Raw genomic sequence first — 23949 nt, forward strand, 5'->3', positions numbered from 1 at the left:
TGTCGCCCGCGCCCGATTGCGCGCGCGAGCGCGGAGTAGCGACGGTGGCGCGAGCGACGCGAAAGCCGCGCGGCACCCGACGCCATGGGCGCGCGGCGTCACGAAGCGGGCCGCAATCCTCCGACCGGATCACGTCGCGGCGACACCGCAGGCAGTGGCTGAAGGCGAACCCTTGATTGCGTTGAATGGTTGGCCCGGGTGCGTGACCGAGCAGTCGGCAAAGAAGTGACATCGAATTCGTCCTTTTGGTTTTGATCGAGCAGCAGGCGCGCGAGGGTGATCAGGTCCGACGGACCGTCGTCGAGCACGCCGTCGAGATCCCACAGTTCGAAGCGATCACCCGCCGCGACGAGCAAGGCGCGCTCACCGATCGCGCCGCGCGCGCGCATCACCGGGGGCAGCACGATCGTGCCGTCGCGGGCGATCGGAGTCTCGGCGACGAAACCGTAGGTTCGCCGCATGCGGTGATGGTCCTGAAAGCCGCCGGGCGAGCGGGCGAGGCGCTCGGCCACTTCGAACTGATGCTGCATCGCGTAGCGGCGATCGAACACCACCAGGCACGGCGATTCCTCGTGCAGCCCGACGAACAGGACCGGATCGATCGTACGCTGGCACACCGTCTCGAAAAAACGCTTCGGAAGCAGAATCTCACCGTCCGCTTCCACGTCGCAAATCGCACTGCCAATAAAGAGTTCTTCCATCAATCCGATCCCATGCTTGTTGAAAATATGGTTAACGGTTCGATAGACTTATAAAATATCGTAGATTTACCCAGTCAAAATCCCAATCGCGAAAAAGCTTAGGGCGATTTTCGGTCTATAGTGACGCTGCTTAAGGTATTATACCGTCGTAGTGTAACGCATCCCGCACCGAACGCTCGTCGATCGATCATGACGCAACTAGGGGTTCTACTTCATTTTGACTTGACCTCCACAGGGTCGGCGTCCGGCAACCACGATCGCATCTCATTCTGACAAATGGCCTGACCACTTGACGGACGGGGCGCCCCATGGTGAACGCGGGGCGGCACAGCCGCAGAGCGCGCCGGGAGGATTTTCATGATCAAGTTCTACTCCGGCGCGAGCCGCCTAGCCTTTGCGACAGCGCTATCCGCAGCGCCCACCCTGGCGCTCGCGCAGGTCGCCCCGGCGCCAGCAGCGACCGAGGCACCGGCTGCCGCCGATACCGGCGATATCGTCGTCACGGCCCAGCGCCGGTCGGAGAACCTCCAGACCGTGCCGGTCGCGATCACCGTCGTCAGTGGCGATTCGCTGCGTGCGCAGAACATCAACAGCACCGAGACGCTCGACAAGGTCGTCCCCTCGCTGACCTTCAAGCGCGGCACCGCCAACGTCAATTCGACGATCGCGATCCGCGGCCTTGGCACGCAATCCTTCGCATCCGGCGCCGAGCCGAGCGTGTCGACGATCATCGACGGCGTGGTCTACGGCCGCTCAGGGATGGCGACGCAGGAATTCGCCGATCTCGACCGGATCGAAGTGCTGCGCGGGCCGCAGGGCACGCTGTTCGGCAAGAATGCCAGCGCCGGCGCGCTCAACATCGTCACGCGCAGCCCGACCAAGACCTTCAAGGCCGAAGCCTCGGCCGCCTATTACGACCGCGCCGAATATCGCGCGAGCGGCACCGTGTCAGGTCCGATCAGCGATACCGTAGGGGCGCTGATCAGCGGCTATTACGGTAATTACGACGGCAACGCCAAGAACGTGTTCAACAACACGTGGGTCAACGGCTATGAGAAGTTCGGCATCAAGGGCAAGCTCAAGGGCGAATTCGGCGCGCTGAGCGTCAATATCGCCGCCGACTACAGCCATGAGAAGGACGATTGCTGCGGCGACATCCTCGGCACCTTCATCCCCGGCGCGCAGTTCAGCAACATCTTCCTGCCGCAGCAGCGTCCGGTCGTGCCGCGCTACGGCAATCGCAGCCTCAACAACAATTTCACGCCCGGCACGACCGACACCAATACCGGCGTCTCGGCGACGCTCGATTACAAGCTTGGCGAGTACACGCTGACCTCGATCACCGCCTATCGCAACTGGAAGAACCGCCAGCTGCGCGACGGCGATTTCGGCTCGCAGTCGGGGCAATATGTCGCGGTGACGACACCCGACACGCCCGGCGCGACGCAGAATATCGACCAGCGTGACGACGGCCGCCTGAACTTCAAGCAATATAGCCAGGAAATCCGCTTGGCATCGCCGAGCGGTCGGCGCTTCGAATATGTCGCGGGCGGCTTCTTCTGGTGGACCGACGAACAGGACACCTTCACCCGCTCGGACAGCTTCTGCGCCTCGTCGGTGCTGGCGATCGACGCGACCGGCTTCCGCCCGTGCAGCACCGCGCCGACGGTAAGCAATTTCGTCACGTCGTCGGGTCCGGCGGCGTGGAACACCAAGTTCCGCAGCCAGGCGGGCTTTGCGCAGGCGACATGGGAAGTGGTCGACAAGCTCAAGCTGATCGGCGGGATCCGCTACACGCACGACACCGTATCCTACAGCTTCGCGCGCAGCGTGTCGGTCGCCGATGCGAGCCTGCGTCCCGGTATCCAGGGCGCCTTCACCTCGGCGCAGCGCACCAGCGCCGACGGCGTCTCGGGCAAGGCCGGGCTGCAATATCAGGCGACGCCCGACCTGATGGCCTACGGCACCTATTCGCGCGGCTATAAGGGCCCGGCGCTCAACGTCTTCTATTCGATGACGGCGAACAACACCGCGCCGATCAGCCCGGAGACGAGCAATGCTTTCGAACTCGGCATCAAGTCGAAATTCTTCGATCGCCGCCTGACGCTCAATGCCGCGCTGTACAGCCAGGTGCTCGAGAATTTCCAGGCGAACAGCTTCGTCACGCAGGGCGGCCAGACCTTCGTCACGCTGACCAATGCCGGTCGCGTCCGCTCGCGCGGGTTCGAGGCGGATTTTAGCCTGCGCGCGACCGATCACTTCACGCTCACCGGCGGCTACACCTACAATGAGGGCACGATCCGCGCCTTCTCGTGTGCGCCGACGCTGTCGGCGGCCAATCTCGCCACCTGCCTTGCGCACAATGGCAAGCCCCTGCCGTTCGCGCCGAAGCACAAGTTCAACCTCGGCGCCGACTGGCGCCTGCCGGTCGAGGACGCATTGCCCTTCACGGTGCGGCTCGGCTCGCAGCTCAGCTATTCGAGCCGGATCAACTTCGATCTCGACCAGACCCCGCTCGCTCAGCAGGCGCCCTATGCGCTGGTCGATGCGAACATCACGCTCGGGTCGAAGGACGGCAAATATGAACTGAGCCTGATCGGGAAGAATCTGACCGACAAATATTATGTCAGCTTCATCACACCCGCCGGCAACGGCGTCACCGCGACCTCCTATCAACGCCTGCAGGTGCCGCGCGATGCGCAGCGCTACTTCGGCGTCCGCGGTACCGTACGCTACTGATTGCTGCGTTTTTCGGCCGTATCGCTACGGCAAACGGGCGGCGCTTCCGAAAGGGAGCGCCGCTTTTTGTTGGGGCGTGCTCCTGCTGCGGCGAGCCGTTACGGTGTGGCACCAATACCACAGTTCCGAGTCATCGCTTTTGGCGCGCGGAACTCCTGCGAAACGCCAGAGTTTGACAGGCCTTAACTGAGCCAACCAAAGGGTAGAGTAATGTTTAAACTGTTCGCCGCATCGCTGGTCGCTGCTTCCGCACTCGTCGCCGTGCCCGCGCTCGCGCAGGACGCACCGACCTCGGGCCCCGAGATGTCGACCACGTCTGCCAGCCCCGAGCGTGAAGCCGCCGACCGCAACGGTGCGTTCCTCGGCTTCCGCATTGAAGGCAATGCCGGCGGCGATCGCTTCCAGGCGCTCGGCCGTCACAATGACAAGTTCGGCTACGGTGCGTCGATCGGCTTCGACGGCCAGATCGGCGAGCGGATCGTGATCGGGCCGGAAGCAACCTTCTGGAAGGCCAATGACTGGAACGAGAACTGCGCCGGCGTCACCAGCGGCGTTGCTTGCACCAAGTCGTTCGAGGAATATGGCGTTGGCGTCCGCGCCGGCGTGCTCGCCACCCCGCAGCTGCTGATTTTCGGTAAGGGCGGCTACGTCACCAACGAGCAGCGCAAGTTCGTCAACTCGACGGTTGCCGGCGGAAGCTACTACGATCACTACAACACCACCGGCTATCAGGTCGGCGGCGGCGTGCAGTATGGCATGGGCAGCCGTTTCTCGGGTCCGCTCGCGGGCCTCTACGTCTCGGCACAGTATGTCTATTCGCAGTATAACGACCACACCTCGCGTCAGCGCGTGATGGGCGGCGTCGGCCTCCACTTCAAGTAAGGCCAATCCGGCCGGCAGCCAGCGGCTGCCGGCCCGCGATCATCCGGGCAGCACGCGATACGCGCGTTGCCCGGGCTGATCGTGGCGCTCCTCGACACGGGCTCCATCGACCGAGAAGTCGCGCGTCTCGCCGCGCGGAAGCACGATCGTCAGCGACGGCACCGTGACCACAGTGCAGCGAATGCTGTCTTCGGCGCAGACGCCGACCACCTTAAATTCGAGCGGTGCCGACGCAGTCGGGTCATCCTCGCCCGCGTCCCACGCGAAGTCGCCGATCGCCGGCGGAAACAGCCATACCCCCCTATCGAGCGGCTCAGGCGCGAAACCGCCCTTTGCCAAATCGACGAACACCCCGGATCCCGCGCGCGCGAACAAGGGCGGCGCACCATCGAGCGGCGCGGCAACCGTGATCTTCGTGCCGCCGGCATGGCGCGCCCCGCTCGCCACCTCGTACCAATCATCGCGTCCAGGCAGCGTCACGCTGCGGGTCACCGCCCCTTGCACAACGACGATCGCCGCGAGCAGGTCGCGCCCGAGCAGATGGTCGTCGCCGTCGACCCACGCCGCGGCATCGCCGGGATGGTCGAGCCACAGCGGTCGCACGATCGGCTCAAAGTCGCGGCTGTAGCGCAGCAGCAGATCGCCGAAGAACGGCAGCAAGGTCTGCCGCAGCGCCATCAGCCGCTGGATCGCCGGTAAGGCTTCGGGGTACATCCACGGTTCGTTGACGCTGCGGTCGTCGTTCCAACTGTGGATGCTGAAGCGCGGCATCAGCACGCCGGCCTGAACCCAGCGCACCAGCAGCTCGGCATCGGGCGGTGGCCCGGCAAAACCGCCGACGTCATGCCCGCTGTTCGAAATGCCCGACAGTGCGAGCCCTAGGCCCATCTTGAGATTGTAGCGCAGCGTCTTCCAGTCGGTGCGATTATCGCCCGACCAGGTCTGGGCATAGCGCTGCAGCCCCGCCATGCCCGAGCGCGTAACGACATAAGGCCGCTGCTCGGGCGCAAAAGCGCTTTGCGCCGCGCGCGAGGCGCGCATCATCAGCAGCGCCTGCAACGGCAACGCCTCGGCCGCCGCGCGCGCCGTCCCGAAGCCATGGATCCGCGCGCGCGCGTCCCACACTTCATATTCGTTATTGTCGTTCCATGTCGCTTCGATGCCATTTTCGAGCAAGGCGGTCGTCACCTGGCCCTTCCACCACGCCGCGGTCGCCGGGTTGGTGAAGTCGAGATAGACGCCGGGGGCATCCCAGAATTGCGCTTGGGATTCCTGGCCATTCTCGTCCGCGATCAGCAGCCCGGCGGCGCGGACCTCGTCGATCAGCGGATGATCGAGCAGCATCGCCGGCTTGATGTTGGGCACCAGCCGCACGCCGACATCGGTATAGCTTTTCACGAACGCCGCGGGATCGGGAAACTTGTCGCGGTTCCAGTGGAACACGTAGCGCTTGTCGCCGATCGACGTGTAGCCCGACGACAGATGGAACGACGTGCAGCCGATGTCATGCTCGGCGAGCTTGGCGGTGAAGCTCTGCATCTGCACCGCAGCGTCGGGCGCGTCGGTATAGGTCATCGTCGACCCCGAATAGCCGAGCGACCAGGCCGGCATCAGCGCGGGGCGCCCGGTCAGCCAGGTGAAGCGCTTGGTCACGCCAAGCGGATCGGGCCCGGCGATCATCCACAGATCGACATCGCCATGATCGGCGACGACGTGGCGATACGCGCCGTGATAATTGTCGAGCTCCTGCCCGAAATCATAGGTCACGCGCGCCAGCGTATCGTGGAATTCGCCGTGACAACGGCCCGCGGCATCGGCGACGAGCACATAGGGGATCGACTTGTAGAGCGGGTCGCTCTGCTCGGCGTCATAGCCCATTGGGTCGAGGCTGGTCAGGCGGAAGCGACGCCCGGTGCGGTCCATCGCCCCCGCGCGCTCGCCGAGCGCGAAGTGCCGATCGCCGGCGCGGCGTTCGAGATACTGGTGCGCGCGGCCGTCCCACCAGCCGAAATCATACGCCTGGGTCGCCCGATCGGCGGCCATCGGCCGCCACGCGGCGCCGTCATGCTGTTCCCACACGCAGCGCAGACCGTGCAGCGCGATCGTCACGCGGATCTGCGCGGTGGTGACGATCAGCGTGCCATCGGCTTCCTCGACCGACGGCGCGGGGCAGGTGAAGCCCGCGACGTCCATCCTGTCACGGCCGGGCTCGGCGATATCCTCGGCCCCGGCGGCGATCGCCCAGGAGGGCGGGCTCGTCACGCTACCGTCGGCGAGCAGCAGCAGCCGGACGATGTCGTCCTCGAGCACGAACAGATGCGCGACCGCGCCGGTATCGGCGGTCAGCGTGATCCGTCCGCGCGCCTGCTCGGTCAAAGCGAAGACAGGCGGATTGGCGATCGTGGCGCGTCTCATGCCAACTCCCTCGATTTATGGGCTTCGGGTAGCGTCAGGCGGCTGACGAAGACGATCAACACCGCCGCGCCGATCAGGTCGAACACCGCGAGCGCACCGAACAAGGGGGCATAGCCCACCGTATCGGCGAGCTGGCCGATCAGCAGCGAGAAGAGCAACCCGCCGATCCAGCCGGCCTGCCCGACGAAGCCGTTGGCGGTGCCGACCTCCTCGGGCGTGAACACGTCGGCCGACAGCGTGTTGATCAGCACCGAGATCATCTGGTGCGCAAAGCCGCCGATGCAGAACAGCGCGATGGCGGTGTACGGACTTGCGGCGAGGCCGATGCAGCCAGGCGCAATCATCAGCACCGCCGCCAGGCTGATGCCGAGCACGCGCGACGGGATCAGCCGCATCCGGAAATGCTTCATGAAGAAGGGCGAGAGATAGCCGCCGAGCACCCCGCCGAGATCGGCGGCGAGGAAGGGCAGCCACGCGAACAAGGCGATCTGCTTCAAGTCCATCCCGCGCTCGGTCGCGAGATAGAGCGGGATCCAGAAGCTGAAGGTCTGCCACGCCGGCTCGGCGAGGAAGCGCGGGACGGCGATCACCCAGAATTTCGCGCTGCCCAGGATCTCCTTGGCGCTCGCGCGACGCGCCGGGACGAGCGGGCGATCCTGCGCGATCATCGCGCGTTCCTCGGGGGTGATCGATGGGTGGTCGTTCGGCGAGCGATAGAAAACGTACCACGCGCCCGCCCACACCAGCCCGACTGCGCCGGTGACGACGAAGGCGAGCCGCCAGTCGCCCCACAGCGTCACCGCGACGACGATCGGCGGCGCGATCAGCGCGCCGAGCGAGGTGCCGGCGTTGAACCAGCCCGTCGCGACCGAGCGTTCGCGCGCCGGAAACCATTCGGCGATCGCCTTCATCCCCGACGGGATCGCCGCTGCCTCGGTGGCGCCGAGCAACGCGCGGAAGAAAGCGAGGCTCAGCCAGCCGCCCGCCAGCGCGCTCAGCATGTTGGCGGCGGACCAGGCGACGCCGAACACAGCGAAGCCCGCGCGCAGCCCGAAATGGTCGACGACGTAGCCGGCAACCGGCTGCATCACGGTGTAGGCAAGCTGGAAGGCGCCAACGACATAGCTATATTGCTGAGTCGACATCGCGAACGCGGTCTTCAGCTGGGGCGCGAGAACGCCGAGCGAATTGCGCGCGAGGTAATTGGCGATGGTGCCCACGCAGATCAAAGCGACGATCCACCAGCGCAGATGTGCGATCCGCCTCACGTAGGGCGCGTCGCTGTTACGATGACGCGCGCGCCCAGGATATCCACGCCTTGCCCTCCCGATATTATGCGCACGATGCTAGACAGGTCGCGCCTTTCTGTCCATGCTGGTCAGGCCAGATTGGATAGTGTCGAAATGAAGGAAGAGCGTGTTGCGGATGTTGCGCTTGGCGCAAAGCTCGGTCACGATCATCGGATGACGGACAATCCGCGCCGCGTTGCCCGGCTATATGAACGTGTTGCGTCGGATGTACGCGCTGCTCTTGCCAGCGGGCGCTATGCGATCGGCGATCGCTTGCCCTCGGAACGCGACCTGGCGCTGCAATATAAAGTGTCGCGCCCGACGGTGCGCGAGGCGATCATCGCGCTCGAGGTCGACGGGATGGTCGAGGTGCGCACCAATTCGGGCGTCTATGTCGCGGCGCTGCTGCCGGCCGGCGGCGTGCTCAGCGAAACGGACGTCGGCGGGTTCGAACTGCTCGAGGCGCGCCGTCTGATCGAGTCCCAGGTCGCCGGGCTCGCCGCGTCGCAGATCGACGCCGAGCGGATCGCACGGTTGCGCACGCTGGTCGACGCGATGGAGCATGTCGACCTGGTGACCGCCGAGGCGGCCGACCGCGAGTTCCATCTCGAGATCGCGCGCGCGACTGGCAACAGCGCGCTCGAGATCACCGTCGCGATGCTGTGGGACACGCGCACGCGCTCACCGCAATATAAGTTGCTGACCGAAAAGGTCCGCGCGGCCGGCGTGGCACCGCGACAGTCCGAACATCTTCGCATCGTCGAGGCGCTTGCCTCGGGCGATGCAGGCCGTGCGCATAATGCCATGTGGGACCATCTCGGCCGGGTCATTGACGCCCTGCTCGAGGTGACCGAAGTCGAGGCGATCGAGCGCGCCCGCGCCGACGTCGACGCCAAGCGCCGGCGCTTCCGGGCCCCCGTCGCGGTCGCCGCGCGCTAACGCGCCGAGAGCGGCGCGCTCACGTCGGCGCCTTGCGTTGCAGGCCGCTGCGCTTGCACGAGGCCACCAACTCGTCGCGCTGATTGTAGGCGCGGTGGATGAAGGTCACGATGCCGGCATCGGGCCGCGAGCGCGACTCGCGCAGGTCGGCGACCTCGGTCTCGATCCGCAGCGTATCGCCGATGAACACCGGCGCGGGAAAGCGCACCTCGTCCCAGCCGAGATTGGCGATCGCGGTGCCGAGCGTGGTGTCGCCGACCGACACGCCGACCATCAGCCCTAGCGTGAAGGTCGAGTTAACGAGGATGCGGCCATAGTCGCTGTCCTTCATATATTCGGCATCGAGATGGAGTTGCGCTGGGTTATGCGTCAGCGTCGAGAAGAGCAGATTGTCGGTCTCGGTCACCGTCCGACGGATCGCATGGGCGAAGGTCTGCCCGACCTGCAATTGCTCGAACCACAATCCCGCCATTACGCTCCACTCCGCTGCTTTCGGACGGATTAGGCAGGAATCGCGCAAAGCGCCATGACCGAGATGCAAGGGCACTTTACGCGAACTTTACGCCCCGCGCCTCTTATCCCTCGCGCGCGCTAACGCGCCTCGGGTCCAAGCGGGCCGCCTGAAACCATAACAGGCGGGCTCTCCATGTCCTTCGACCTCATACTTGGCGGCATCGTCGCCGTCTTAGTCCTCATCTACCTGCTCGCTGTGCTCGCACAGCCCGAGCGGTATTGAGGAGCGCGGCACCATGACCTTTGCCGGCTGGAGCATGATCCTCCTCTTCATTGTGCTGATTGTCGCGCTGGCCAAGCCAGCGGGCGATTGGATGCACGCGCTTTATGCGCGCGAGACGATGCCTCTGGGCTTTGTCGAACGCGGTTTCTACAAGCTCGCCGGGATTGATCCCAAGGCCGAGCAAAGCTGGGTCGGCTATGCCGCTTCGCTGATGGTGTTCAACCTCGGCGGCATTGCGCTGCTGTTCGCGATCCTCAAGCTGCAGGGCGTGTTGCCGATGAACCCGCAAGGGTTTGGCGGCATGGAGACGCTGCTCGCGTTCAACACCGCGGTCAGCTTCGTCACCAACACCAACTGGCAGAATTACGGCGGTGAATCCGCGCTGTCGAACCTCAGCCAGATGGCGGGCCTGACGGTGCAGAACTTCCTGTCGGCCGCGGTCGGCATCGCCGTCGCCTTCGCCTTCATCCGCGGCTTTGCGCGCAAGCAGGCGAGCGGCATCGGCAATTTCTGGGTCGATGTGACGCGTGCCACGCTGTACCTGCTGCTGCCGATCTCGATCGTCCTCGCGCTGATCTATGTCGTGATGGGCGTTCCCCAGACCTTCGGGCCGTCGGTCGTCGCGACGACGATCGAAGGCGCCAAGCAGACCATCGCGGTCGGCCCGGTCGCCTCGCAGCTTGCGATCAAGATGCTCGGCACCAATGGCGGTGGCTTCTTCAACGCCAATTCGGCGCATCCCTTCGAGAACCCGACCGCGCTCAGCAACTTCGTCCAGATGCTGTCGATCTTCGTGCTCGGCGCTGGCCTCACGCTCACCTTCGGCAAGGCGGTCGGCAATGTCCGCCAGGGCTGGGCGATCCTCGCGGCGATGATGCTGCTGTTCGTCGCCGGTGTCGCGGTCGCTTACGGCGCGGAAGCCGCTGGCAACCCGATCCATCACGCACTCGGCGTCGCCGGGGGCAATATGGAGGGCAAGGAAGTCCGCTTCGGCATCGCCGCGACCGCCTTGTTCGCGGTCGTCACGACTGCCACGTCGTGCGGCGCGGTGATCGGGATGCACGACAGCTTCACCGCGATCGGCGGGCTGGTTCCGCTGTTCAACATGCAGCTCGGCGAGCTCGTCATCGGTGGCGTCGGCTCCGGGCTCTATGCGGTGCTGATCTACTGCATCCTCGCGGTGTTCATCGCCGGGCTGATGGTCGGCCGCACGCCCGAATATGTCGGCAAGAAGATCGAATCGCGCGAGATGAAGCTGGCGGTGATCGCCATCGCCATCCCGCCGCTCGCGATCCTCGGGCTGACCGCGGTGGCGTGCATCACCGGCGCCGGGCTTGCCGGCCCGGCCGCCAAGGGCGCGCACGGGTTCAGCGAGATCCTCTACGCCTTCACCTCGGGTGCCGCGAATAACGGTTCGGCGTTCGGTGGCCTCAGCGGCAACACGCCGTTCTACAATCTGCTGCTCGCGCTCGACATGTTCGTCGGCCGCTTCGGGGTGATCCTGCCCGTTCTCGCGATCGCCGGGGGCCTCGCCGCCAAGCGTCGCGTGCCCGAGGGCGCGGGGTCGTTCCCGACCACCGGGCTGCTGTGGATCGGCCTGCTCGCCGCGATCATCGTGATCGTCGGTGGCCTCACCTTCCTGCCCGCGCTCGCGCTCGGTCCGATTGCGGACCAGGCGCAGGTCGCCGCCGGCACCTTGCTCTAAAAGGTCATAGCCCCATGGCAAACCAGAACGCTTCGCTCTTCACCGGCCCGCTGCTTGCTGCAGCGGCCCGGGATGCCGTCCTCAAGCTCGATCCGCGCAAGCTGATCAAGACCCCGGTGATGTTCGTGACGGCAATCGTCGCGAGCCTCTCCACCGTCCTGCTCGTCAAGGGCCTGGTCACCGGCACCGGCCATCCGATGTTCGAGGGCCAGTTGGTCTTCTGGCTGTGGCTGACGGTACTGTTCGGCAATGTCGCCGAGGCGCTCGCCGAGGGGCGCGGCAAGGCGCAGGCCGCGTCGCTGCGCGCCACCAAGGCCGAACTCCGCGCCAAGAAGCTGATCGGCGTGGCGGGCGCCTGGGAGATGGTAGACGCAACCAGCCTCGTGATTGGCGACGAGGTACTCGTCGAGACCGGTGACCTTATCCCGGCCGACGGCGAGGTCGTCGCGGGTGTCGCTTCGGTCAACGAAGCCGCGATCACCGGCGAGAGCGCGCCCGTCATTCGCGAGGGCGGCGGCGACCGTTCCGCCGTCACCGCGGGCACGCGCGTCATCGCCGATGCGATCACGGTTCGCGTGACCGCAGGGGCTGGCCAGGGCTTTCTCGATCGCATGATTGCGCTGGTCGAGGGTGCACAGCGCCAGAAGACGCCGAACGAGATCGCGCTGACGATCCTGCTCGCCGGCCTGACGCTGATCTTCCTGATCGCGGTCGGCACGCTGCCGGCGTTCGCCTCCTACGCCGGCGGGATGCTCGCCATTCCGGTGCTCGTCGCCCTGTTCGTCACGCTGATCCCGACGACGATCTCGGCCTTGCTCTCGGCGATCGGCATTGCGGGCATGGACCGCCTGGTCCGCTTCAACGTGCTCGCCAAGTCGGGCCGTGCGGTCGAGGCGGCCGGCGACATCGACACGCTGCTGCTCGACAAGACCGGCACGATCACGATCGGCGATCGCCAGGCGACCGCCTTCCTTCCCGTCCCCGGCGTCACGGTCGCCGAACTCACCGCAGCCGCCCGCCTCGCCAGCCTGTCGGACGAGACGCCAGAGGGCCGCTCGATCGTCGTGCTCGCCAACCAGGACGGCAGCGCAGCCGTCGCGATGCCGGCGGGTGCCGAGGAGATCAAATTCACCTCGCAGACGCGCGTCTCGGGTCTCCAGATCGGCGACCGTGCGCTCGTCAAGGGCGCGGTCGACGCGATCCTCAAGCGGCTCCCCGATGCGCCCAATGCCGAAGCGCTTCGGAAGATCGCCGACGAGATCGCGCGTGGCGGTGCCACCCCGCTCGCGGTCGCCGACGGCAACCGTCTGCTCGGCGTCGTCCAGCTCAAGGACATCGTCAAGGCGGGCATCCGCGAGCGTTTTGGTGAGCTGCGCCGGATGGGCATCCGCACGGTGATGATCACCGGCGACAACCCGCTCACCGCCGCGAGCATCGCCGCCGAGAGCGGGGTCGACGACTTCCTCGCCGAGGCCACCCCTGAGGACAAGCTCGCGCTCATCCGCAAGGAGCAGGAGGGCGGCAAGCTCGTCGCGATGTGCGGCGACGGCACCAACGACGCGCCTGCGCTCGCGCAGAGCGACGTGGGTGTTGCGATGAACACCGGCACGCAGGCCGCACGCGAGGCGGGCAACATGGTCGATCTCGACAGCGATCCGACCAAGCTGATCGAGATCGTCGGGCTCGGCAAGCAGCTCCTCATGACGCGCGGCGCGCTGACCACCTTCTCGATCTCGAACGACGTCGCCAAATATTTCGCGATCCTGCCGGCGATCTTCGTCGCGCTCTATCCGGGATTGGGCGGGTTGAACGTGATGCGGCTTGCCAGCCCCGAAAGCGCGATCCTGTCGGCGATCATCTTCAACGCGCTGATCATCCCGGCCCTGGTACCGCTCGCGCTGAAGGGCGTGAAGTATCGCCCTGCCCCGGCCGGCACGCTGCTCGCGCGCAACCTCGCCATTTACGGCGTCGGCGGGCTGATCGCACCGTTCATCGGCATCAAGGCGATCGACCTCGTCGTCGCCGCTTTGCACCTTGCTTGAGGATCTCCAGATGTTGACCGAAACCCTCCGCGCGCTGCGCCCGACCGTCGTCCTGCTCCTGCTGATCACGATCGTGACCGGCCTGCTCTACCCCGCCGCGATCACCGGCATCGCGCAGGTCGCGCTGCCGGTGCAGGCCAACGGCAGCCTGCTGAGCGATGCCAAGGGGCAGCCGATCGGCTCCGCGCTGATCGGACAAAATTTCATCGGCCCGACCTACTTCCATCCACGTCCCTCTGCCGCCGGCAAGGATGGCTATGATGCGAGTTCGTCGGCCGCGACCAACCTAGCGCCGGGTTCGAAGGACCTGCGCGATGCCATCGCCAAGCGCGTTTCGAGCGCGCGGGCGGAAGGGATGACCGGGGATCTACCCGCCGACCTGGTCACCACTAGCGCCTCGGGGCTCGATCCCGATCTGAGCCCCGAGGCGGCTTTTTTGCAGGCTCCGCGTGTCGCCAAGGCGCGGAACCTCGATGTTGCCAAGGTAAAGTCGCTGATTGAAACACAGATCGAGGCGCCGTTGCTCGGCATCATCGGCGAGCGTCACGTCAATGTCCTGCTGCTCAATCGACAGCTCGATACGCTTTCCGCTACCACGTCGGGGAAATGACCCCGCAGCGCTCCTCCAACCGTCACCCCGGGCTCGTCCCGGGGTCCACCGTGCCGCAAATGCTGCACCTGCGGCACCTGCTGCACGCGCGGCACGGTGGGCCCCGGAACACGTCCGGGGTGACGGAGGGGGCCGCGCAATGAACGACACGCGCCCCTCCCCCGATGCGCTGCTGAAAGCGGCCCGGCGCGAGGGGCGCGGTCGGTTGAAAATCTTCCTCGGCGCAGCACCTGGGGTCGGCAAGACCTTCGAGATGCTGCGCGAGGGCGCCGAATTGCTGCGCGGCGGCACCGATGTCGTTGCCGGCGTGATCGAGACGCACGGCCGCGCCGACACCGACCGGCTCACCGCCCCGTTCGAGATCCTCCCGCGCGCGAAGATCGAGCACGGCGCGCATACGCTCGAAGAGTTCGACCTCGACGCGATGCTCGCGCGGCACCCCAAGGTCGCGCTGATCGACGAGTTCGCGCACACCAATGCGCCGGGCAGCCGCCACCCAAAACGCTGGCAGGATATCGAGGAGCTGCGCGAGGCCGGCATCGACGTGCTCAGCACGCTCAACATCCAGCATGTCGAGAGCCTCAACGATGTCGTCGCCGGCTTCACCCGCGTCCGCGTGCGCGAGACGGTGCCCGATGCGGTGCTCGACGATGCCGAGATCGAAGTCGTCGACGTTCCCCCCGACGAGCTGATCGCGCGGTTGCAGGAGGGCAAGGTCTATATCCCGGCCGAGGCGACGCGCGCGCTCGGCCATTTCTTTTCCAAGTCGAACCTGTCGGCGTTGCGCGAACTCGCGCTGCGCCGCGCCGCGCAGACCGTCGACCGGCATCTGCTCGACCATGTCGCAAGCCTCGGCGAGAGCGGCACCTGGGCGGGCGGCGAGCGGCTCGTCGTCGCGGTCGGCGACCAGCCGGGGAGCGACGTGCTGATCCGCTCGGCCAAGCGCCTTGCCGACGCGCTGCATGCGAGCTGGACCGCAGTGGTGGTCGAGACGCCGCGCTCCGCCACGCTCTCGGCGCCCGCCCGCGCGCGGATGGCCGCGGCGCTCGACCTCGCGACCGGGCTCGGCGCGACGATCGCGACGGTTCCCGCGGGCAACGTGCTCGAGGGGCTGTGCGCGCATATCCGCGAGGCACGCGCGACCGCGGTGGTGATCGGCAAGTCGCGGCGGTCGTGGTGGTTCGAGCTGCGCCATGGCTCGGTGGTCGACCGGCTGGTGCGCGCGCTCGACGGCGTGGCGATCCATGTCGTCCCGGTGGCCGAAGCCAGCGAGACGCGCCGCGAAACGCCGACGACGCGCCCGATCCTGGCGCGCGGCAGCGCGATCGGCCTCGCCTTCGTCGCCGCCAGCACCGCGCTTTCGCAGTTGCTGCTGCCCTTGGTTGGCGCCGATGCGATCGACCTGCTCTATCTGCTCCCGGTGATCGCGACCGCGACGCTCTACGGCCTGCGCTCGTCGCTGATCGCGAGCGTCGGCGCGGCACTCGCCTACAATTTCTTCTTCCTGCCGCCGCTCTACACGCTGACGATCACCGATCCGCACAATGTCGTCACGCTGACGGTGTTCGTGATCGTCGCCGTGGTGGCGAGCCAACTCGCCGGCCAAGTGCGGCGCGAGGCCAATGTCGGCGCGCGAACCGCGACCGAGAATGCCGCGCTCGCCGCGTTCGGCCAGCGCCTCGCCGGCGTCTCCGACGAGAATGGCACCGCGACCGCGACGTGCGAGGAAATCGCTGCGTTGCTCGGGGTCTCGACGATCCTGCTCGCCAATCGCGACGGCCGCCATGTCGCGATCGCCGCCGCGCCGGCGATGGTCGATCTCAGCCCGATCGACACCGCGGCTGCCGAATGGGCATTCGACCGCGGCGAAGTCACCGGGCGCGACAGCAGCACGCTGACCGCGAGCGAGTGGCAGTTCCACCCACTCAAGACCGCCTTGGGCGTGCTCGGCGTGCTCGGCGTGGCGCGCGAAGGCGGCGATCCTATCCCGGCCGACAAGCGCGTACTCTTCGCGACGCTCGTCGGCCAGGCGGCGCTGGCGCATGAGCGGCTGCAGCTCGAGGCGCAGGCGCGCGAGGTCAATGCGCTCAAGCAGCGCGACGATCTGCGCGCGACCTTGCTCTCGTCGATCGGGCACGATCTCAAGACCCCGCTCACCGCGGTCGTCGCCGCCGCCGACGAACTCGCCGTTACGCACGGCGCCTCGCCGGCCAGCGCGACGCTCAAGAGCGAGGCGCGGCGGTTGCGGCGCGTGTTCGACGATCTGGTCGAGATGACGCGGATCGAGGCGGGTGCGCTGGTCGTCAAGCGCGAAGCGACCGACCTGACCGATGCCGTCGCCGCCGCCGCGCGCGACCTGCGCGCCGAGTTGGCGCGGCACCGGCTGGTGCTCGACGTGCCGCCGACGCTGCCCTTGGTCGAGGCCGACCCGCGGATGCTGCATCACGTGCTGATCAACCTGCTCGGCAACGCCGCCAAGTTTGCACCCGCAGACACCGACATCGTGATCGAGGGTCGCCGCACGCCCGACGGGCTGACGCTTGGCGTGCTCGACCAGGGGCCGGGCCTGCCGATCGGCGGTGAGGCGCATCTGTTCGACCGCTTCACGCGCGTCGACGGCGACGACCGCAGCGGCGGGACCGGGCTCGGGCTCGCGATCGTTCAGGGCTTTGCGCAGGCGATGGGACTTCAGGTGTCAGCTGCCAATCGCGAGCAGGGCGGCTCGGCCTTCGTCGTGGCGTGGCCCAACGCGTTGATCCGGCGTACGGGGGGCGAATGACCAACCTTCGTCACCCCGGCCTTGTGCCGGGGCCCACCACGCCGCACGCGTACCCGTCGAGCTGCCGGCCGCACCGCTCGCGGCGCGGTGGGCCCCGGCACGAGGCCGGGGTGACGGCAGGGGGCAGCCAATGACCGCGCAAATTCTCATCGTCGACGATGAATCCGCAATCCGCCGCCTCGTGCGCGGCGCGGTCGAGCGGGCCGGGATGACCGCCGACGACGCCGCCACCGCCGCCGATGCGCTAACGCTCGCGCATCGCCCGGGATGCGAGCTGGTGCTGCTCGACCTCGGCCTGCCCGACCGCGACGGGATCGAGCTCGTGCCGCTGCTCAAGGCGATGGACCGCGCGGTGATCGTGCTCACCGCGCGCGACGCGACTGCGGAGAAGGTCGCCGCGCTCGATCTCGGCGCGGACGATTATGTCGTGAAGCCGTTCGATACCGAGGAGTTGCTCGCGCGGATGCGCGTCGTGCTGCGGCGGCACAATGCGACGCCGGCGGGGCAGGACCGATTGAAGGTCGGGCCGGTCGAGATCGACCTGTCGGCGCACCAGGTGTGGCGCGACGGCGCCGCGGTGAAGCTGACGCGCAAGGAATTCGCGCTGCTCGCCGAGCTCGCGCGGCATGCCGGCAAGCTCCTGACGCACGCCCATCTGCTGCGCGTGGTGTGGGGCGACGGGCATCTCGACGATGTCGAATATCTGCGAGTCGCGGTGCGCGCGCTGCGGTTGAAGCTCGAGCTCGATCCGGGCGCGCCCGCGCTGCTGCTCAACGAGCCCGGAATCGGCTATCGACTGGTGGCTTAGGCGCTCACTCGGCCGGCGCGACGATCGCGGTGCGCTGTTGCCGTCCCCAGCTCTCGCGCCCCGTCAGGAACGCGTGCCAGCCCCACACCGCGCCGGCATGGCGCAGCAGCTGGAAGCTGAACGGTTCGAGGAGCGCGGCGATCAGCGCGGGGAACAGCGCGAGCCCCTCACGCTGCCCGGTCCAGCGCTTGTACATGCTGAGCGACCAGAGGTGGAAGGTCAGGTCGATCGCGATCTTGGCGAGCATCACGAGCAGGATCGGCAAGGCGAGCGTGAAGCGCCCGCTGACCACCAGGCCGACGAGGATCGCGAACGCCGCCAGCCCGTAGATCGGCTGCACCGTATCGAGCGCCTTGACCGGCAGCATCGCCGTCCCGAGCCAGCCGAAGCGCCGCGCGCCGACCATGTCGCGGTTCCAATGCTGCGTCTGCAGGAAGCCGCCGAACCAGCGCCGCCGCTGGCGCAGGAACGCCATCGGGCTCGCCGGCGCATCGGTCCGCGCGAGCGCGCCACCGACGACGCGGATCTTCCAGTCGCGACCATGATCGGCAGCATGACGATAGAGCCGGTGGATCAGCTCATAATCCTCCACCATGCAATCGGGGTCGAACCCGCCGACCTCGACCACCGCCTCGCGCCTAAACGCGGCAAACGCGCCCGAGATCAGCAACAGGCTGTCGAGCCGCTCCCAGGCATGGCGCGACAGGAAGTTGCGGACATATTCGTAGGTCTGGAACCACTCGAAGAAACGGCCCTGCAAGTCACGTCCGCAGATCGGCGCGAGCACGCCGGTCGCCGCGACCAGCGTCGGCTCGGCGGCAAAGGCCGCGCGCATCGCGGCGATCGCGCCGGGTTCGAGCAACGTGTCGGCATCGACCGTCAGCACGACCTCGGTATCGACCTGCACCATCGCGGCATTGAGCGCGCGCGCCTTGCCCGCGTGGCGTAGCCGCAACCAGCGCAGCGACGGCAGGATCGAAGAGGGCGGCGTCATCGTGCCGAGCGGCGGCACGGCGAGACCGTAGCGGCGTTCGAGCACTTTGGCGGTGGCATCGCTCGAACCATCGTCGGCGATCAGGATGAGATCGGGTGGCGTGGCCTGCCCGGCGAGCCGGTCGATCGCCGCGGCAATGACGCTCGCCTCGTTATGCGCCGCGACGATCACGCCGAAGCTGGGCGAGGTGACCGGCGCGGGGTGCGGCGCGTGGCGCAGGTCGCGGATGTTCCACGCGGTGAAGGCCAGCAAGGCGGTGTCGTAGAGGATATAGGCGATGCCGATCGACCAGACCGCGAGGCTTTGCCGCAGGAACGCCTGGACGAACAAAGCAAGGAACAGCAGCGGCCCGACCGCGCCGATCAGCCGGCTTGCGGGCGGCACGCGCCGCGGGCTGAGGCGCGGGGATTCCGCAACGAGCGTTTCGGCGAGCGAGGTCATTGCGGAGGCGTTACCGATACTGGATGAACGGATGATGACGCGCCTAGCGCGACCGCGGCCGGGCGGCTAGGCTTTGCCCTGAAAATCGCGAGGAGCCGGTCGATGTTGCAACGCTACACCCATGTCGCGATCGTGCTCCACTGGATCATCGCGGCGCTGATCGTCGCCAATGTCCTGCTCGCCTGGACGTGGCCGAATCTCGCCGACGCGCAAGTGCGCCCGGCAATCGATCTGCACAAATCGATCGGCATCACGATCCTCGGGCTCGCGCTGCTGCGCATCCTGTGGCGCCTCGGCCACCGCCCGCCGCCGCTGCCGCAGGGCTATGCGCGCTGGGAAGTCGGCGCGTCGCATATCGTGCATTGGGGGCTGTACCTGATCCTGTTCGCGATGCCGCTGACGGGGTGGATCATGGATTCGGCCTACAAGGATGCGGCGAGCCATCCGATGTTCCTCTACGGCCTGTTCGAATGGCCGCGGCTCGGCTTCATCATGGCGCTCGATCCCGCGACGAAGAAGGCGGTGCATGACGGCTTTGGCGAGGCGCACGAGATCATCGCTTACGCTGTCTATGCGCTGGTCGCGCTGCATCTGGCGGGGGCGATCAAGCATCAGTGGCTCGACCGGTCGCAGGAGCTGCAGCGGATGTGGTTCGGGCGGCGGTAGGCTCCCTCACCGTCACCCTGGCATCAGGCCGGGGTGACGGAGGACAGCCTGGCGCTAGCGCTTGGTAAAGACCGCCTTGGGCAGCATCACATGCACGCCCTTGTTGCGATCGACGAGTTCGGTCACCTCGACATCGCCAGCGACGCTGACGAGCATATAGGCGTCGTCGCGCGTCATGCCCTTCGCGGCCACCAGGAAATCGATCATGTTGCGCAGTGCCTTGCGCGTCGCGTTGCTGAGATCGTCGTCGAAGCCCATCGCGATATAGTGCGTTGGCGTTTCCGCACGGGGATAGGGGGCCTTGTCGCCCTTGTGCAGGATGAACTGCAGCGTCCCCGTCAGCGAGGTTTCGAGCGCGGTGATGTCGACTTCGCCATTCCCCTGCGCGGCATGGCCGTCGCCGACCTGGAACAGCGCCCCGCTGGCATGGACCGGCAGGAACAGCGTCGTCCCCGCGACGAGCGCCTTGTCGTCCATATTGCCGCCATTGATCGTCGGCGGCGCGGAGTCATAGCGACCGAAGGAAGGCGGCGGCGCGACGCCCATGCTGCCGAAGAAAGGCCGCAGCGGGACATCGATGCCCGGCGCGAAGCGTCCTAGCATCGCCTTGCGGTCGAGCGGAACGATCTTCATCCGTGCATAAGGGAAGTCGTCGGTCAGGAACCCCGCGCCATAGCGGAAAGCGTTGTAGGCATAGGGGATCGCCAGATCGATCTTGAGGATGCGGATTTCAAGCGTGTCGCCGGGCTCGGCGCCGGCGATCGCGATCGGGCCGGTGAGCACATGCCCGCCCGGGCCACGCTCGCTGGCAGGCACGCCGGCATAGACCGCGCGCAGCGCCGACTCGACGTCGGCGGGCGCTACGCCGGCTTTCTCGAGTCCCGCCGGGCTGTTGGTCAGCAGGGTGTGGACGACGACGGTGTCGCCCGACTCAATCGTCAGGACGGGCTTCGAGGTCGCGTCGTAATGCCCCCAGGCGACAGTCTGCGGCGTGGCGGGCAGGTCATGAGTCTTGGCCACCAGCGGGCTGGCGACGGCCAGCCCGATCAATCCCATCCAGTATCGCATACGCCACCCTTTTACCCGTTTGGGCAAAGGTGGCGCACGCCGCGTTCAGCGTCCAGCGAGGATCGCGTCGATCGCCTCGGCGACGCCGTCTTGGTCGTTGCTCGCCACGACATGCGTTGCCTTGGCGCGGACCGCCTCGGGACCCTGCCCCATCGCGTACGATACCGCCGCGCGCGCGAACATCGGCAGGTCGTTGGCCTGGTCGCCGAGCACGGCGATCTCGTCGAGCGGGACGCCGAGCGTTTTCGACAGCGCAGCGACGCCATCGCCCTTGTTGCCGGCGAGCGCGGTGACGTCGAGATAATAGACTTGCGACTGCGCGATCGTCGCGCGGTCGCCATAGCCCTTGGCCTGTTCGGCGAGCGACTTGAGCAGGTCGGCATCGTCGCTGACGAAGGTCAGTTTGTCGACTCGGTCGAACAGGTCGGTGAAGTCCTGCCGCACGATTGGCGCCTGGTTCGAGGCGAGTTTTTCACTGCCGACGTGCCCGCCCTGATCGGTGCTGGCATACCATTGGTCGTCGGCGAACACCCAGGTGTCGACCGCAGCGTCTTTCACGACCGCGAACACGCCCTCGACCACTGCGCGAGGGACGTAATGCTGGCTCGTCACCGTGCCGTCGCGGGTGAACACCGTGCCGCCGTTGAACGCCCCCATCGGCGCGTCGATCCCGAGTGCCTCGGCGATCGGCATCATCCCCGAACGCGGCCGGGCGCTGACGATCGTGAACTGGACGCCCGCCTCACGCAACCGCGCAACGGCCGCCTTGACGCCCGGCGTCAGCTGCTTCTTCTTGTCGACCAGCGTGCCATCGACGTCGGAGACGACGAGTTTGACGCTCATTGCGGCATCTCGACATGGCCGCCGAAGCCGAAGCGCATCGCCGAGAGAAGCTTGTCGCCGAAGGTATGGTCGACGCGGCTGCGATAGCGCGCGAACAAGGCGGCGGTCAGCACGTTGGCGGGTACCTTCTCCTCCATCGCGGCGTCGATCGTCCACTGGCCCTCGCCCGAATCGGCGACGCTGCCGGTGAACTGTTCGAGGTTCTGGTCCTTGGCGAGGCCGATCGCGGTGAGATCGAGCAACCACGACGAGATCACGCTGCCGCGGCGCCACACTTCGGCGATGTCGGTCAGGTTGAGGTCGAAGCGCTCGTCCTCGGGCAGCTTGTCCGACGCCTTGCCCTTGAGGATGTCGAAGCCCTCGGCATAGGCCTGCATCAGGCCATATTCGATGCCGTTGTGCACCATCTTGACGAAGTGCCCGGCGCCTGCGGGTCCGGCATGGATATAGCCCTGCTCGGCGCGCGGATCCTCATTCTCCTCGATCCGGCCCGGCGTGCGCGGGATCGTGCCGATGCCCGGCGCGAGCGCGGCGAGGATCGGGTCGATCGTGTCGACGGCTTCCTTCGACCCGCCGACCATCATGCAATAGCCGCGCTCGAGCCCCCACACGCCGCCCGACGTGCCGACGTCGACGTACATCGTGCCCTGCTCGGTGAGCGCCTTGGCGCGGCGGATGTCGTCCTTGTAGAAGCTGTTGCCGCCATCGATGATGATGTCGCCCTTGGTGTCGAAGCTGCCGATCTTCGCGATCGTCTGCTCGGTCGGGTCGCCGGCCGGGAGCATCACCCAATAGATGCCGGGTTTGTCCAGCTTGTCGCGCATATCCTCGAGCGAAGTCGCGCCGACCGCGCCGTCGGCGACGAGCGCTTCGACCGCGGGGGCGTTGCGGTCGAAAACGACGGTCTCGTGGCCCGCGCGCATCAGCCGCCGCGCGATGTTGCCGCCCATGCGGCCAAGGCCGATGATCCCGATCTTCATGGCTGTACTCCGCCGTAGGGTTGGAAAAGGAATTGGTAGCCGCCCTCCACCCCGTTCGCCCTGAGCTTGTCGAAGGACTGCCTCCTTGTCCGCCGTCGGACAAAAAGGACTTCGATAGGCTCAGCCCGAACGGTGGGGGGCTGCGATTACGCGCTTAGGCGTGCGCGGGATGCTTTGCCGCGATCGCGCCGAGCAGATCGTCGAACGCCTTGGAGAAGGACGCGACGCCTTCCTCGACTAGCGTGTCGGTGACGCCGTCGAGGTCGAGCCCGAGCCGCTCGGCATCCGAGATGACCTGGCGCGCACCGGCGACGTCCTGGCCGAGCGTCGATGCCGCGGTGCCGCGCTCGCGATAGGCGTCGAGCGTCTTGGGCGGCACGGTGTTGACGGTGTCCTTGCCGATCAGCGTGTCGAGATACAGCGTATCGGGATACTCAGGGTTCTTGGTGCCGGTCGACGCCCACAGCAGCCGCTGGACCTGCGCGCCCTTGGCGGCGAGCGCCTGCCAGCGGGCCGAGGCGATGAACTCTTCGTACCAGGCGTAAGCGAGCTTGGCGTTGGCGATTGCGACCTTGCCCTTGAGCGCCTTGGCTTCGTCACCACCGACACCGGCATCGATCTTGTCGTCGATCTTCGAATCGATCCGGCTGACGAAGAAGCTCGCGACGCTGGCGATCTTGTCGATCGGCTCGCCGCGCGCGGCGCGCTTTTCGAGGCCCTCGACATAGGCTTCGGCGACCGCCTGATAGGCGTTCTGCGAGAAGAGCAAGGTGACGTTGACGTTGATCCCGGCGTCGATCGTCGCGGCGATCGCGGGGACACCGGCAGGGGTGCCGGGGATCTTGATCATCAGGTTCGGGCGGTTGACCGCCTTCCACAATTTCTGCGCCTCGGCGATCGTGCCATCGGTGTCGTTGGCGAGATAGGGCGAGACTTCGAGGCTGACATAGCCGTCCTTGGCGTCGAGCCGGTCGTAAACCGGGCGCAGCGTGTCGGCGGCAGCCTGGATGTCGAGGATCGCGAGATGCTCGTAGCGATCCATCGTCGGGGCATCGGGGTTGGTCTTGTCGTAGGCGGCGAGCTCGGCGTCATAGGCGTCGCCGTGGCCCATCGCCTTTTCGAAAATCGACGGGTTCGAGGTGACGCCGGTCAGCGAATCCTCGTCGACCATCTTCTGCAATCCGCCCTCGGCCAGGAACTTGCGGTCGACGAAGTCGAGCCAAACGGCCTGACCCAGATTTGCGAGATCGTTCAAACGGCCCATCACTGCTTCTCCGTAAATCTGTGTCGTACGCCCGTGTAGCCCTGCATT

General features: G+C 66.7%; 19 protein-coding genes. 10 read left to right on the forward strand and 9 right to left on the reverse strand.

The features are described from left to right. Positions 1-98: 98 nt before the first annotated feature. Positions 99-701, reverse strand: a complete 603-nt coding sequence (locus U1872_RS09235) for a division/cell wall cluster transcriptional repressor MraZ (RefSeq protein WP_332792583.1) — start codon at positions 699-701, stop codon at positions 99-101. 357 nt (positions 702-1058) lie between these two features. Between U1872_RS09235 and U1872_RS09240 the strand changes: the two genes are divergently transcribed. Both U1872_RS09240 and U1872_RS09245 read left to right on the forward strand, forming a co-directional pair. After that, on the forward strand, positions 1059-3440 hold the full coding sequence (locus U1872_RS09240; protein WP_332792584.1) for a TonB-dependent receptor: 2382 nt from the start codon (positions 1059-1061) through the stop codon (positions 3438-3440). Between the two features lie 210 nt (positions 3441-3650). Beyond that, on the forward strand, positions 3651-4322 hold the full coding sequence (locus U1872_RS09245) for an outer membrane protein (RefSeq protein ID WP_332792585.1): 672 nt from the start codon (positions 3651-3653) through the stop codon (positions 4320-4322). A gap of 39 nt (positions 4323-4361) precedes the next feature. On the opposite strand, the gene U1872_RS09250 is transcribed toward U1872_RS09245, so the two are convergent. Both U1872_RS09250 and U1872_RS09255 read right to left on the reverse strand, forming a co-directional pair. Further along, a complete protein-coding gene (locus tag U1872_RS09250) occupies positions 4362-6737 on the reverse strand; it encodes a glycoside hydrolase family 31 protein (protein ID WP_332792586.1) in 2376 nt (791 codons plus the stop codon). Beyond that, positions 6734-8005, reverse strand: a complete 1272-nt coding sequence (locus tag U1872_RS09255; protein WP_332792587.1) for an MFS transporter — start codon at positions 8003-8005, stop codon at positions 6734-6736. Before U1872_RS09255 ends, U1872_RS09250 begins: the two co-directional genes overlap by 4 nt. Before the next feature lie 195 nt (positions 8006-8200). Between U1872_RS09255 and U1872_RS09260 the strand changes: the two genes are divergently transcribed. Then, positions 8201-8965 carry a FadR/GntR family transcriptional regulator gene (locus tag U1872_RS09260; protein WP_332792588.1) on the forward strand — a complete coding sequence of 255 codons (765 nt, stop codon included), beginning with the start codon at positions 8201-8203 and terminating at the stop codon, positions 8963-8965. Between the two features lie 19 nt (positions 8966-8984). Here the strand turns inward: U1872_RS09260 and U1872_RS09265 are convergent, their stop codons facing one another. Continuing rightward, positions 8985-9437: a MaoC family dehydratase gene (locus tag U1872_RS09265; protein WP_332792589.1), complete on the reverse strand. Its 453-nt coding sequence runs from the start codon at positions 9435-9437 to the stop codon at positions 8985-8987. A 174-nt stretch (positions 9438-9611) separates the two neighbouring features. Here U1872_RS09265 and U1872_RS09270 point away from each other — a divergent pair, with 174 nt between their 5' ends. From U1872_RS09270 to U1872_RS09295, 6 genes are all read left to right on the forward strand, one after another. Continuing rightward, entirely contained in the window at positions 9612-9701 is a 90-nt protein-coding gene (locus tag U1872_RS09270; RefSeq protein WP_081476845.1) for a potassium-transporting ATPase subunit F, read from the forward strand. Between the two features lie 13 nt (positions 9702-9714). After that, complete coding sequence (gene kdpA / locus U1872_RS09275) at positions 9715-11406, forward strand: potassium-transporting ATPase subunit KdpA (RefSeq protein WP_332792590.1); 1692 nt, start codon at positions 9715-9717, stop codon at positions 11404-11406. A gap of 14 nt (positions 11407-11420) precedes the next feature. Beyond that, the gene (gene kdpB / locus U1872_RS09280) at positions 11421-13448 is read left to right on the forward strand and encodes a potassium-transporting ATPase subunit KdpB (protein ID WP_332792591.1); all 2028 of its coding nucleotides are present in this window, start codon (positions 11421-11423) and stop codon (positions 13446-13448) included. A gap of 10 nt (positions 13449-13458) precedes the next feature. Then, the gene (gene kdpC, locus U1872_RS09285; protein WP_332792592.1) at positions 13459-14058 is read left to right on the forward strand and encodes a potassium-transporting ATPase subunit KdpC; all 600 of its coding nucleotides are present in this window, start codon (positions 13459-13461) and stop codon (positions 14056-14058) included. A gap of 139 nt (positions 14059-14197) precedes the next feature. After that, complete coding sequence (locus U1872_RS09290; RefSeq protein WP_332792593.1) at positions 14198-16837, forward strand: DUF4118 domain-containing protein; 2640 nt, start codon at positions 14198-14200, stop codon at positions 16835-16837. Between the two features lie 130 nt (positions 16838-16967). Then, a complete protein-coding gene (locus U1872_RS09295) occupies positions 16968-17645 on the forward strand; it encodes a response regulator (RefSeq protein ID WP_332792594.1) in 678 nt (225 codons plus the stop codon). Between the two features lie 4 nt (positions 17646-17649). On the opposite strand, the gene U1872_RS09300 is transcribed toward U1872_RS09295, so the two are convergent. After that, positions 17650-19080: a glycosyltransferase family 2 protein gene (locus U1872_RS09300; RefSeq protein ID WP_332792595.1), complete on the reverse strand. Its 1431-nt coding sequence runs from the start codon at positions 19078-19080 to the stop codon at positions 17650-17652. A gap of 102 nt (positions 19081-19182) precedes the next feature. On the opposite strand from U1872_RS09300, the gene U1872_RS09305 reads away from it, so the two are divergent. Beyond that, positions 19183-19746 carry a cytochrome b gene (locus tag U1872_RS09305; protein ID WP_332792596.1) on the forward strand — a complete coding sequence of 188 codons (564 nt, stop codon included), beginning with the start codon at positions 19183-19185 and terminating at the stop codon, positions 19744-19746. Positions 19747-19800: 54 nt separating this feature from the next. Here the strand turns inward: U1872_RS09305 and U1872_RS09310 are convergent, their stop codons facing one another. From U1872_RS09310 to tal, 4 genes are all read right to left on the reverse strand, one after another. Continuing rightward, the gene (locus U1872_RS09310) at positions 19801-20814 is read right to left on the reverse strand and encodes an acetamidase/formamidase family protein (protein ID WP_332792597.1); all 1014 of its coding nucleotides are present in this window, start codon (positions 20812-20814) and stop codon (positions 19801-19803) included. Positions 20815-20859: 45 nt separating this feature from the next. Next, complete coding sequence (locus tag U1872_RS09315; RefSeq protein WP_332792598.1) at positions 20860-21657, reverse strand: Cof-type HAD-IIB family hydrolase; 798 nt, start codon at positions 21655-21657, stop codon at positions 20860-20862. Next, positions 21654-22637, reverse strand: a complete 984-nt coding sequence (gene gnd / locus U1872_RS09320) for a phosphogluconate dehydrogenase (NAD(+)-dependent, decarboxylating) (protein ID WP_332792599.1) — start codon at positions 22635-22637, stop codon at positions 21654-21656. Before gnd ends, U1872_RS09315 begins: the two co-directional genes overlap by 4 nt. A gap of 154 nt (positions 22638-22791) precedes the next feature. Next, a complete protein-coding gene (gene tal / locus U1872_RS09325) occupies positions 22792-23901 on the reverse strand; it encodes a transaldolase (RefSeq protein WP_332792600.1) in 1110 nt (369 codons plus the stop codon). Between the last annotated feature and the right edge of the window lie 48 nt (positions 23902-23949).

Source organism: Parasphingomonas frigoris, from assembly GCF_036663815.1.
Classification (GTDB): domain Bacteria; phylum Pseudomonadota; class Alphaproteobacteria; order Sphingomonadales; family Sphingomonadaceae; genus Sphingomonas.

Excerpts from the sequence above, each read along its gene's own strand:
- U1872_RS09260 (WP_332792588.1), top strand. The coding sequence starts at position 8,201 with ATGACGGACAATCCGCGCCGCGTTGCCCGGCTATATGAACGTGTTGCG.
- kdpB (WP_332792591.1), top strand. The coding sequence starts at position 11,421 with ATGGCAAACCAGAACGCTTCGCTCTTCACCGGCCCGCTGCTTGCTGCA.
- kdpA (WP_332792590.1), top strand. The coding sequence starts at position 9,715 with ATGACCTTTGCCGGCTGGAGCATGATCCTCCTCTTCATTGTGCTGATT.
- U1872_RS09240 (WP_332792584.1), top strand. The coding sequence starts at position 1,059 with ATGATCAAGTTCTACTCCGGCGCGAGCCGCCTAGCCTTTGCGACAGCG.
- U1872_RS09315 (WP_332792598.1), bottom strand. The coding sequence starts at position 21,657 with ATGAGCGTCAAACTCGTCGTCTCCGACGTCGATGGCACGCTGGTCGAC.
- gnd (WP_332792599.1), bottom strand. The coding sequence starts at position 22,637 with ATGAAGATCGGGATCATCGGCCTTGGCCGCATGGGCGGCAACATCGCG.
- U1872_RS09250 (WP_332792586.1), bottom strand. The coding sequence starts at position 6,737 with ATGAGACGCGCCACGATCGCCAATCCGCCTGTCTTCGCTTTGACCGAG.
- U1872_RS09295 (WP_332792594.1), top strand. The coding sequence starts at position 16,968 with ATGACCGCGCAAATTCTCATCGTCGACGATGAATCCGCAATCCGCCGC.
- kdpC (WP_332792592.1), top strand. The coding sequence starts at position 13,459 with ATGTTGACCGAAACCCTCCGCGCGCTGCGCCCGACCGTCGTCCTGCTC.
- U1872_RS09270 (WP_081476845.1), top strand. The coding sequence starts at position 9,612 with ATGTCCTTCGACCTCATACTTGGCGGCATCGTCGCCGTCTTAGTCCTC.
- U1872_RS09290 (WP_332792593.1), top strand. The coding sequence starts at position 14,198 with ATGAACGACACGCGCCCCTCCCCCGATGCGCTGCTGAAAGCGGCCCGG.
- U1872_RS09305 (WP_332792596.1), top strand. The coding sequence starts at position 19,183 with ATGTTGCAACGCTACACCCATGTCGCGATCGTGCTCCACTGGATCATC.
- U1872_RS09235 (WP_332792583.1), bottom strand. The coding sequence starts at position 701 with ATGGAAGAACTCTTTATTGGCAGTGCGATTTGCGACGTGGAAGCGGAC.
- tal (WP_332792600.1), bottom strand. The coding sequence starts at position 23,901 with ATGGGCCGTTTGAACGATCTCGCAAATCTGGGTCAGGCCGTTTGGCTC.
- U1872_RS09300 (WP_332792595.1), bottom strand. The coding sequence starts at position 19,080 with ATGACCTCGCTCGCCGAAACGCTCGTTGCGGAATCCCCGCGCCTCAGC.
- U1872_RS09310 (WP_332792597.1), bottom strand. The coding sequence starts at position 20,814 with ATGCGATACTGGATGGGATTGATCGGGCTGGCCGTCGCCAGCCCGCTG.
- U1872_RS09265 (WP_332792589.1), bottom strand. The coding sequence starts at position 9,437 with ATGGCGGGATTGTGGTTCGAGCAATTGCAGGTCGGGCAGACCTTCGCC.
- U1872_RS09245 (WP_332792585.1), top strand. The coding sequence starts at position 3,651 with ATGTTTAAACTGTTCGCCGCATCGCTGGTCGCTGCTTCCGCACTCGTC.